At 55.9% G+C, this 9,734-nt stretch carries 12 protein-coding genes and 1 pseudogene; 11 read left to right on the top strand and 2 right to left on the bottom strand.

From position 1 onward, the window contains the following. The first annotated feature begins 49 nt into the window (after positions 1–49). From VN577_21705 to VN577_21695, 3 genes are read left to right on the top strand one after another with little or no spacing between them, the layout of a single operon-like run. Entirely contained in the window at positions 50–961 is a 912-nt protein-coding gene (locus VN577_21705; protein ID HWR17461.1) for a phosphoribosylaminoimidazolesuccinocarboxamide synthase, read from the top strand. Positions 962–988: 27 nt separating this feature from the next. Further along, complete coding sequence (locus VN577_21700; GenBank protein ID HWR17460.1) at positions 989–1,573, top strand: CvpA family protein; 585 nt, start codon at positions 989–991, stop codon at positions 1,571–1,573. A gap of 25 nt (positions 1,574–1,598) precedes the next feature. Next, positions 1,599–1,883, top strand: a complete 285-nt coding sequence (locus tag VN577_21695; GenBank protein HWR17459.1) for a helix-turn-helix domain-containing protein — start codon at positions 1,599–1,601, stop codon at positions 1,881–1,883. Positions 1,884–1,933: 50 nt separating this feature from the next. On the opposite strand, the pseudogene VN577_21690 reads toward VN577_21695, so the two are convergent. After that, positions 1,934–2,787, bottom strand: a pseudogene (locus VN577_21690) (DUF5996 family protein). Between the two features lie 150 nt (positions 2,788–2,937). Next, positions 2,938–3,996, bottom strand: coding sequence for a 3-deoxy-7-phosphoheptulonate synthase (locus VN577_21685; GenBank protein ID HWR17458.1), 1,059 nt, complete (start codon positions 3,994–3,996; stop codon positions 2,938–2,940). 166 nt (positions 3,997–4,162) lie between these two features. Between VN577_21685 and VN577_21680 the strand changes: the two genes are divergently transcribed. The 8 genes from VN577_21680 (at position 4,163) to VN577_21645 (ending at position 9,703) form a co-directional block, all read left to right on the top strand. Next, positions 4,163–4,627: a hypothetical protein gene (locus VN577_21680; GenBank protein HWR17457.1), complete on the top strand. Its 465-nt coding sequence runs from the start codon at positions 4,163–4,165 to the stop codon at positions 4,625–4,627. 175 nt (positions 4,628–4,802) lie between these two features. Further along, positions 4,803–5,576 (top strand): hypothetical protein, encoded by a 774-nt coding sequence (locus VN577_21675; GenBank protein ID HWR17456.1) that lies wholly within the window; start codon positions 4,803–4,805, stop codon positions 5,574–5,576. A gap of 293 nt (positions 5,577–5,869) precedes the next feature. Next, a complete protein-coding gene (locus tag VN577_21670; protein HWR17455.1) occupies positions 5,870–7,237 on the top strand; it encodes a dipeptidase in 1,368 nt (455 codons plus the stop codon). Positions 7,238–7,343: 106 nt separating this feature from the next. Then, positions 7,344–8,042 carry a ribose-5-phosphate isomerase RpiA gene (rpiA, locus tag VN577_21665; GenBank protein HWR17454.1) on the top strand — a complete coding sequence of 233 codons (699 nt, stop codon included), beginning with the start codon at positions 7,344–7,346 and terminating at the stop codon, positions 8,040–8,042. Next, entirely contained in the window at positions 8,039–8,524 is a 486-nt protein-coding gene (locus tag VN577_21660) for a nuclear transport factor 2 family protein (protein ID HWR17453.1), read from the top strand. Before rpiA ends, VN577_21660 begins: the two co-directional genes overlap by 4 nt. Positions 8,525–8,669: 145 nt before the next feature. After that, positions 8,670–9,263: a L,D-transpeptidase gene (locus tag VN577_21655; protein HWR17452.1), complete on the top strand. Its 594-nt coding sequence runs from the start codon at positions 8,670–8,672 to the stop codon at positions 9,261–9,263. Between the two features lie 10 nt (positions 9,264–9,273). Further along, entirely contained in the window at positions 9,274–9,438 is a 165-nt protein-coding gene (locus VN577_21650) for a hypothetical protein (protein HWR17451.1), read from the top strand. 13 nt (positions 9,439–9,451) lie between these two features. After that, on the top strand, positions 9,452–9,703 hold the full coding sequence (locus VN577_21645) for a hypothetical protein (protein ID HWR17450.1): 252 nt from the start codon (positions 9,452–9,454) through the stop codon (positions 9,701–9,703). Positions 9,704–9,734 lie beyond the last annotated feature (31 nt).

Genomic DNA, 9,734 nt, shown 5'->3' with positions numbered 1-9,734 from the left:
AATCATTCTCGACAGCTAGAATACGCACCGTCTCTTCAACGAATCTGCCGTGACCAGTTCTGCTACACAAGACGCTTTGCTTCAAACAGATTTTCCCGATCTGGAACTCTACGCGAGCGGAAAAGTTCGTGACGTTTATCGCGTAGACAACGAGCATCTTCTATTCGTCGCCACCGATCGCATCTCTGCGTTCGACTATGTTCTTGGATCTGGCATCCCGAACAAGGGGAAAGTCCTCACACAGATTTCCTTATTCTGGTTCAACTTCCTCAAGGATGTTGTTCCGAACCACGTGGTGACGGCGAACGTTGATGAGTACCCTGCCCCGCTGCGTAAGTACGAAAATCAGCTTCGCGGACGCTCGATGCTCGTAGTGCACGCGAACATGTGTCCGGTTGAGTGCGTGGTTCGCGGGTATCTTTCCGGTTCAGGCTGGAAGGAATACAAATCCAGCGGCACGGTTTGTGGTATTGAACTGCCGCGAGGACTTCGCGAAAGCGACAAGCTGCTCGAGCCAATTTTCACTCCCGCGACAAAGGCCACGACAGGTCACGATGAGAACATCGCATTTGCGGAGATGAAAAAGCTGGTTGGCCCTGAAAGGTCAGAGGAATTACGTAGGATCAGCCTGGAAATTTACCGCAAGGCTTCAGAGCACGCGGCCAAATGCGGTATTCTGATTGCGGACACGAAGTTTGAGTTTGGCATCACGGCAGCCGGCGTGGTGCTGGCGGATGAGGTGTTGACCCCCGATTCATCCCGCTTCTGGCCGGCGGAGAAGTACTCCCCAGGAAGAGCGCAGTTCTCGTACGATAAGCAGTTTGTCAGAGATTATCTGGAACAGATCAAGTGGGATAAGAGACCACCAGCTCCGTCGCTTCCCCCGGAAGTAGTGGCTAAGACGAGTGAAAAGTACGTGGAAGCTTTCCGGCTGTTAACGGGCCGGGAATTGGAAGGTTAGTCTCGCCCGAACCGAGGCGGCGAGGTCATGAGCATAGGCGATTGGGTGATTGTTGCCGCGCTTGTATTTTCTGTCGTCGGCGCGGCAGCACAAGGTTTCTTTTTGGAAGCATTCTCCCTCGCGGGAGTGATTGTAGGGTTTCTTCTCGCCGCGTGGGAGTATTCAGTTGTGGCAGGGTGGTTGACTTTCATCAATCCGCCGTACGCTGCAAACATTGTCGCGTTCTTTCTCATCTTCTTCGCAGTGGCGATTTTCGCCGGAGGCATCGGTCGCATCGCAAGCTGGATCATGCAGAAGGTTGGCCTGCGGGTAGTGGATCGCGTACTTGGCGCCGCATTTGGGTTAGTCCGCGGATTGTTGATCGTCACGGTTGTCGTGATGGCCACAGCGGCATTTGCGCCGAAGGCGCTCTGGCTGGGCAATTCGCAACTGGCTCCGTACTTTCTGGTGGCCGGGAGAGCGGCCTCGTGGCTGGCTCCGGGAGAAGTGAGAAACAAGGTCAGCGAAGGAATTGAAGTTTTAAGGAACGGCAAGAACAAAGTAGAAGCATCAAAACCGGCCGGAAGCTCGACCGAGCCGGAGGACAAACGATCAGCATCTGGCGGAAGATAGCAGGATCCGGGAAAGAGAGTTCATTGTGAAAGATCAGCTCGAAGCCTTAGTTATGGCGATGTACAAGGGCGGCATTCTTTATTCTGAAGCAGTGCGCGAATTCAAGAAGCGCTTTATCGTTACCGTCCTGGAAGAGAACCATGGGAATCAGTGCAAAGCGGCCCGCGAACTGGGGATGCACCGTAACACTCTGAGCCGCACGATTGACGAGCTGAAAATCGATGTACGCGCCGTACGTGACGGCGCCAAGCGTCCGCCACGCAGCGCGCGCCCGTTGCCTCTCGCAATGGAAAAGAAGGCCGCGCGCTAAGACATCACCCTGCGCAAACCGGAGTACGATGGTGGGCCTCTCGCGTGTACCTACGCAACTTCGCCGACGCCGGCAACCGCGGAACGCTCAAGCGCTGTGCGATTCCATTTCGCAAGGGAGGCGCCGGCCTCGTAAGTGGTGCGGCAAAAATCCAGCAGTGCCTGCCTCGGTGACGAAGCTTTCCGGACGTCGTCATACATCAGGATGAACTCACTCATTTCAGTGTCGTACCATGCCTTCGCCGGCTTGGCCTTGTATTGCTTAAACCCTTCCGGTTCGGGAGAAGTGTAAGAATAAAACGCCGGTCCTGCTATCTTGCCGCTGCCGGGCCAGAATCCGACGCTGCTCACTTCATGCGAGAAGCCTCCTTTGTGATCGAATCGGCGGCCGGGCGCTCGGGTGCTCGCCTTCCTGAGAAGCGCGTCACCGCTAGATCAAAACTGCCCCAGAAGAAGTGGACGGGGCTGCACTTGCCGAGGAAATCCGCCCTAAACTCCTCAAAGATCGTGTTTACCGTCACCAAGATCTGCCGGAGGCGGTCGACATATTGCGGATCGTAGGACGAATGAAGATGGTCGTTGTCGAACGGCACCGGATCCGGGATTTCGACCGGCATCCGCCAGAAGCTGACCTCGATATCTGCCTCTCGCAGCATTCGCATGAATGCCTGGTAAAAATCAGCCACCGACTGGGCAACGAGCGGCATTGAGTACCGCTTTCCTTCACTGATCTGCAACACGAGTTGGTGCTGAATGAAGTCAAACAGGATCTCGAACGTGCGGTCGCGGTACGGAATGGTCGAAGTTGTCAGACCCTGTGGGGTAACGCGGAAGGCCACGTTCCACCAGTGATTCGTCCTCGGCGTGAGTGACAGCCGAACCTTGCCGACAATCTGCGTCCACATATGCAGCGTGGCGTAGGTGTCTTTCCATTCGTTGAGTGGAAGGGCGGGCCAGAGACGACTCTCGTCAAGCATCTGTGCCATTTCGTATCTCCAGAAACTCTCCAGCTTTGGATGCGGCGAGCGCGCAATTCGTACTATGAAAAGAAAGCGCTAGGCCGATCGCGATTTGCGCACTGCCTCGGCGAGTTCCCGCAGCAGAACCTGTGTTTCCTCCCACCCGATACAGGCGTCGGTGATGCTCTGCCCGTAAACGAGCGACTTCCCCTTTAGCAGTTTCTGTGTACCTGCGAGCAGATTGCTCTCCAGCATCACACCGATGATGCGCTTATCCCCGTTGGCGATCTGCCCGGCGACATCCCGAAAAACCAATGGCTGTCGTTTGCAGTCCTTGTTGCTGTTGGCATGGCTGCAATCGATCATCACGCGTTGCGGTAGTCCTCCCTTTTCGAGCAAAGCACAGGCTTCGTTCACCGACGCGCTGTCGTAGTTCACAGTCCTTCGCCCGCCGCGCAGGATGACATGGCACTCCGGGTTACCCTTGGTGACAAAGATGGCCGATTGGCCGTGTTTCGTGTGTCCGAGAAACGTATGGGGATGCGCCGCCGACTGCACGGCCTCGATCGCGATCTGAACGTTGCCGGAGGTGCCGTTCTTGAATCCCACCGGGCAGGAAAGCCCAGACACGAGTTCCCTGTGCACCTGGCTCTCCGTGGTGCGCGCGCCAATGGCTCCCCAACTCACCAGGTCGGCCATGTACTGCGGCGTAATCATATCGAGGAACTCGGTTCCCGCAGGAACACCCATCTCGGCCAGGTCGAGCAGCAGGTGGCGAGCGATGCGAAGGCCGTCGTTGATGCGGAATGATTCGTCGAGATGGGGATCGTTGATTAGCCCCTTCCAACCGATCGTCGTACGCGGCTTTTCGAAGTACACGCGCATCACGATACAGAGATGGCTCGATAACTCTCCGATGGCCTCCTTCAGCCGTTCGGCATACTCGCGGGCTGCGGCCGGATCGTGAATGGAACAGGGACCGACCACAACCAGGACGCGGTGATCGCTACCATGCAGGATGTTCGAAATTTCATTGCGGGCCTGGAAAACCGTTGCCGACGCTTTTTCGGTCAGCGGCAGTTCCTCCTCAAGGAACACGGGAGGAAGGACAACTTTAGTCCATTTGATTCGAAGATCGTCTGTGCGATGGAACATGGTTTCGTCAGTACTCAAATTCGCGGAGCGATTAGCAGAGTCGCAGTGCGATATGCAGAATCAAGAGCTTACAGGCAGATTAACGGGCCGGACGGAGTGGGTCAACCGCGGGGTGATTGCTGCCATCCCAAAGGAGTAAAGGTTCAAAAGCGAGGAAAGTATGAGGGTGAAGCTGTTTTTAGGTTTGGCTATGGTGATCGCAGCATGCCTGCTGCTGCAAATTCCGGCAGCGGCACAACATTCCATATTGAAGGTCCGGGTAAACTTCGAGAACCCTGTGTACGTGGGCAACGACACCCAGCAGGTAATCCCACCGGGAACAAACATCCTTGAGATTGTCGGGGATCAGACAGACCGGAATGTCTTCCACGTGAAGACTCCGGATGGCAAGAACCTGAGCTTCACGGCGTCGGCGTTCGACACGCGTAAGAACGCGCAACCAACTGCCGGTGAGTTGCCTACGAAGACGCAGGTGATCCTGGAGAACGTAAATGGGAAGAACTATCTGCACCGGATCTGGATACACGGCGTGAATCGCGGATTCGAATTCACGCTGCCTCAGGATGTGCAGTCAAGCGTGTCGGACAGCACGCAGGTTGTACTGGATGCACAAGCCACAGAACCGCGATAACGTTGCGTTTTTTGGGGCGCCCGCTTCGGTGGGCGCCTCTTCGTGTCTATAGAGCCACACCGTCTTCGCGTTAACACGCTCGTGACCTTCGCAAACGCGAACAACTCCTGTGGAATCAACAAGCCCTACTTTGGCTCGAGTCGTGCATTTTCCATAGGCACCCACGGAGGTGCTTATGAACCACAAAGAAAACAACAACGCTGAAGGTATTCGCAAGTCGCGTGTTCTGATCCTGACAGGTGCTCTTGCGGGCCTACTGCTAACGGTTGCATGTTCCGATAACCCGAAGGACGTGGTAAAAGCGGCGCAGCCGGAAAAGTCCAAAGTTGTACCTGCAGTGCTGAACAGCACGGGAGCAAAGTCGAACGAAGTCGAAGTGAAACCTGCAAGCTTTGAAAAAATGCAACCTAAAGCTGTGACATTCAAGAGCCGCGACTACGGAATTTCGTTCGAATATCCGTGGCAGTACTCGCGCCTGAGTGCGAAAACGATTGCCAATGACGAGTCGCTGAAGCCGAAACCTGACGGCTACGAAGGCCAGTTCTCCCTGGTGCGCGTAGATGTGCCCAAAGGCTTCTATCCGGACACGAACTTCGACCGAGGCTATTTCACGTTGAGCTTGAACGAAGATATCAGTAAAGAAGAATGCGAGTCGTCGCTCGGTGATACGCCCCTAACGAGTACGGTCAACGGCACCAGCTTCCGCTGGCTGGAGACGGATACCGGAGGCCGCGGAAGTGCATCGAAGGTGCGCAACTATGTCACCTACGCGAACTACACCTGCTACGAGATCGAGCTTGGCGTGAACACCAGGAACGACAGCGGCCTGGCGAGAGAAGTCGAGCCAGACCAGGTGCTGAAACGGCTTGAGTCGATTATGTCGACGGTGAAGGTCGCTCCGGAAGCACAACCGGTGAAGACCGCATCCGCTTCGGCCGTCCAGAACTGAATTGTGCAGTGAGAGGCGCGGTGGAGAGATCCACCGCGTTTTTTATGTGCTTACGTCTCTTAGGAAAGCAAATGTTTCCCGTAACGTCGCAAGTACTCGCGACAACATTGGCATAAAGCGATGAAAGTGACTAGGCAAGGATCATTCCGCAGGTCCAAACCGCAGATTCGTCGACGTTCCGGAAATGGAACAACCTCAATTCGTCCCTAAATTCCCGCCTCTGCCGCGCTGATTTATACTTTCCGGTCGTAGTTTGGCTCTCAAATTAGTTCAAATCAGAAAGAGAGGTCTGTATGGCTTCCCCCGCGGTGAGTTTCGCACGCGAAAACCAGAAGCGGTTTCTTGAGGAGTTGAAGGACCTGCTTCGTATTCCCAGCATTAGTACGCTCGAAGAGCACAAGGACGATGTCGAGAATGCTGCCAAGTATGTGGCCGACGAACTGAAGCGTATCGGCTTCGAGAACGTTCAGGTCATCAAGACCAAAGGACATCCACTCGTCTACGCCGACTGGCTGCACGCCTCGGGAAAGCCGACGGTGCTCTGCTACGCGCATTACGACGTCCAGCCTCCCGATCCGATCGATGAGTGGACCACGCCTCCGTTCGAGCCGACCGAGCGCAACCAGAACATCTACGCCCGCGGGGCCGTGGACGACAAGGGTCAACTCTGGATGCAGGTGAAGGCCTTCGAAAGCATGTTCAAGGCCGGCAACGGAAAACTGCCTATTAACGTGAAGGTCTTGTACGAAGGCGAAGAGGAAGTCGGCGGCGAAGCGATCGCCGAATACATTCGGAAGGAAGGCGCAAAGCTGAAATCCGACTTCGCGCTGGTTTGTGACACCGAGTTGTTCGCCCCGGACCTGCCGACTCTTTGCGTTGGACTTCGCGGACTTGTGTACTCCGAGATCGAAGCTGTGGGTGCCATGACAGACCTGCACTCCGGCGTTTACGGCGGCGCCGCACCCAATCCGCTCGAAGCCCTTGGCCGCCTTATCGGCAAGTTGAAGGACGAGAGCGGGCACATCCAGATTCCCGGTTTCTACGACAAGGTAAAGAAGCCCACTGATGACGAACTTAAAGCATGGAAGAACCTTCCGTTCGACGAAGAACACTATCGCAAAACGGAAGTCGGTTCGAGCGTCCTGACTGGCGAACCTGATTACTCCGTGCTTTATCGCACATGGGCGCGACCCACGCTGGAAGTACACGGCATGCCCGGTGGCTTTACCGGCAAGGGCGCGAAGACGGTTATTCCGGCCAAGGCCTCAGCGAAAATTTCCATGCGCCTGGTGCCGGACATGGATCCGGAAGAAATCGCCCAGAAGTACGTGGATTTTGTGAAGGCGAATACGCCCAAGGGCATCACCTTTAAAGTCAGCTTCCACAGCAAGGGCGAGCCCATCGTCGTCGGAACGGACAACAAATACATCAAGGCGGCGACCGAGGCCCTGCACGACGTGTTCAAGAAGGATACCGTGTATATCCGTTCGGGTGGCTCGATTCCAATCGTCACCGACTTCGAAAAGGTCCTCAAGATTCCGTCAGTCATGATGGGCCTGGGCCTGCCGGACGACAACCTGCATGCCCCGAACGAGAAGTTCCACATCCCGAACTTCTACCGCGGCATCGAGGCGATCATCCTGTTCTTCGGAAGGCTCTAAAAGCCTGCTGATTACAGAGACAACTCGAATGTATTAAAGTTAGCCCGGCGGCAGCGCCGGGCTTTTCTTGTTGCCAGGGGAGGCGACATTGGCGGAATCGGCCACAATGGACAGTCGAACACAACTCAAGAAGCAAGCCGGAGAGTTCGCAGCAGGATTCGTCGAATCAGGCATGGTGGTTGGACTTGGCACAGGCTCAACCGCAATTCATGCAGTCCGCAAAATCGGGGAACGCATCCGGACTGGCGAGTTGCGCAACATCATCGGAATAGCTACGTCGATTCAGACGCACAAAGAGGCGGTGCAGCTTGGCATCCCGCTGATGCAGGATACTTTGCCCCGCGACGTTGATATCACCATTGACGGCGCCGATGAGGTCGACCCCGAATGGAATGTGATCAAGGGCGGCGGTGGTGCCTTGTTGCGCGAGAAGATCGTTGCGCAGGTGAGCCGCAGGTTTGCAATCGTTGTCGACGAAGATAAGATTTCCGATTGTCTCGGTACCCGGTTCTACCTTCCGATTGAAGTGCTGCGCTTTGGCTGGGAATCGCAGAAGCGCTTTGTCGAGTCACTCGGTGCTCGTGTCGAAATCCGCAAAAACAGCGACGGTACCGATTACGCCACCGATTCCGGCAACATGATTTTCCAGGCTTACTTCGGTCCTATGCAGGATCCCGCGGCTCTTTCGGCCAAACTGGGAGCACGGGCAGGCATCATTGAACACGGGCTCTTTGCCGGTCTTGCTACCGATCTTGTGGTGGCCGGGGCTAAGGGCGTGCAGCACCAGCATAAGGAGCGCAGATGAAGCTACGAGTCGTGATCGTTTTGTTGCTGCTGGTTGCTGTCGCATTCGGACAAGTGAAACCCACCGGCAAGGGACCGGGGCTCCGGGTCAAGAACACCAAGGAACGACTCGAAAGCACCATCCGCGACTTCCTTGCCGGCGTGAACACTCCCGCCGCCCACGACCGTTTCTGGTCGGACGATCTCATCTATACCGGCTCCACCGGTGTAGTCCGCACCAAGGCCGAAATCATGAAGAACGTAGCCGAAGCGGCGAAGAAGCCGGCCGATTCCAAAGAATCGAAGAGTACTTATGACGCTGAAGACATCGTTGTCCACGACTACGGCGACTTCGCGGTTGTAAACTTCAGACTCATCCACCACACCGAGCAGGACGGGAAGCCAATTACTGCCAACTATCGCAACACGGGCACCTTCCGAAAGATCAAGGGCGAGTGGAAGGTCATCGCCTGGCAGGCCACGAAGATCGAAGAAAGAAAGTAATGCCTCGCCGACCTCTCGACGTGTGTCACCCCGCACACACAGCGTCTCTTCAGACACGTCCAAAGACTATTTACTACCCATCGAATCAATAACTTAGCGATGGAAGTCCCGCTGCATTATCACTTCGGCGTAAGGAGTGAAAGCGATGCGGCGGATCGACGGAAACTCGGAAACCAAGACCAAACTGAGGCTGATTCTCGCGGTGCTCATCCTGGCGGCAGCCAGGGTATACGGGCAAGAGCAGGCCAGCCAAAGCGCGCGGCAGATCGTCATCAGCATTCCTGACCGAAAACTGGCGCTCATTGAGAACGGCACCGTGACGAAGGTTTTCTCCGTCGCGGTCGGCAAGGCTGCTACTCCCAGCCCCAGCGGAAGCTTCAAGATCGTCACCCGCATCACGGACCCGACCTATTACGCGCCGGGCAAGATCGTGGAACCCGGCCCGCTGAACCCGCTCGGCACTCGCTGGATTGGCCTTAGCCAGAAAGGCTACGGGATCCACGGCACGAACGCGCCGAAATCGATTGGAAAGGCCGCTTCCCACGGATGCATCCGCATGGCGAAGAAGGATGTGGAAGAACTCTTCAAGATCGTTCGGCCCGGAGACGTGGTTGAAATTCGGGCTGAGCGCGACGAATTGATTTCCCAGGTCTTTGGCAGCACCGACGAGGTGATCGTCGCAAGCAACGAAACGCCGAATCAAGCAGTTGAGTCCGCCAGCCTGGCGGGCTCGCATTAAGGAGTAAATCATGGAAAGCGTAACCACAGCAGGAGTTGTAGTAGCGGGATTGTTTTTCTCGCTGATGTGCGCACTGCTTATGGAAGAACTGATTTTCGGGGGCATGTTCCGGTTCTTCTTCGCCCCTCGGACGGGACGCTCCCAGAACGAAATGACTGCGGAGCACAAGAGCTGAACAGGAGATCCCTATGTGGTTCTTAAGATACGCGTTGTGCGTTCTCGGCTTGGTGATGTTGATGACGTCTCTATCCATCATCGCGAACGATGTCTTGATGCTCATTCGCTACCGTCGCCGGATAGCTGCGGGCGCGGTCGCCTTGGAGCCGCACCCAATCCGTTGGCGCACCACGGTTGCATTAGCGTTCCTGGCGTGGGCCCCGCTCGTGATTGCGTTAAGCATTGCTGTCACGGCGGCCGCAATGAACTCACCCGCGAAGTAAAGCTTGTCAGGATGCCGGAAGTTGGTTTCCC

Source organism: Terriglobales bacterium (genome assembly GCA_035561515.1).
In the GTDB taxonomy this organism is placed as follows: Bacteria; Acidobacteriota; Terriglobia; order Terriglobales; family Acidobacteriaceae; genus DATMXP01.
Note: the sequence above shows the minus strand (reverse complement) of the source record. Positions and strands in the feature narration are given on the sequence as shown.

Bases quoted from the DNA above. Each gene is read 5' to 3' on its own strand.
- VN577_21655 (HWR17452.1), top strand. From the start codon at position 8,670: ATGCGGCGGATCGACGGAAACTCGGAAACCAAGACCAAACTGAGGCTG.
- VN577_21670 (HWR17455.1), top strand. From the start codon at position 5,870: ATGGCTTCCCCCGCGGTGAGTTTCGCACGCGAAAACCAGAAGCGGTTT.
- VN577_21700 (HWR17460.1), top strand. From the start codon at position 989: ATGAGCATAGGCGATTGGGTGATTGTTGCCGCGCTTGTATTTTCTGTC.
- VN577_21645 (HWR17450.1), top strand. From the start codon at position 9,452: ATGTGGTTCTTAAGATACGCGTTGTGCGTTCTCGGCTTGGTGATGTTG.
- rpiA (HWR17454.1), top strand. From the start codon at position 7,344: ATGGACAGTCGAACACAACTCAAGAAGCAAGCCGGAGAGTTCGCAGCA.
- VN577_21660 (HWR17453.1), top strand. From the start codon at position 8,039: ATGAAGCTACGAGTCGTGATCGTTTTGTTGCTGCTGGTTGCTGTCGCA.
- VN577_21685 (HWR17458.1), bottom strand. From the start codon at position 3,996: ATGTTCCATCGCACAGACGATCTTCGAATCAAATGGACTAAAGTTGTC.
- VN577_21650 (HWR17451.1), top strand. From the start codon at position 9,274: ATGGAAAGCGTAACCACAGCAGGAGTTGTAGTAGCGGGATTGTTTTTC.
- VN577_21675 (HWR17456.1), top strand. From the start codon at position 4,803: ATGAACCACAAAGAAAACAACAACGCTGAAGGTATTCGCAAGTCGCGT.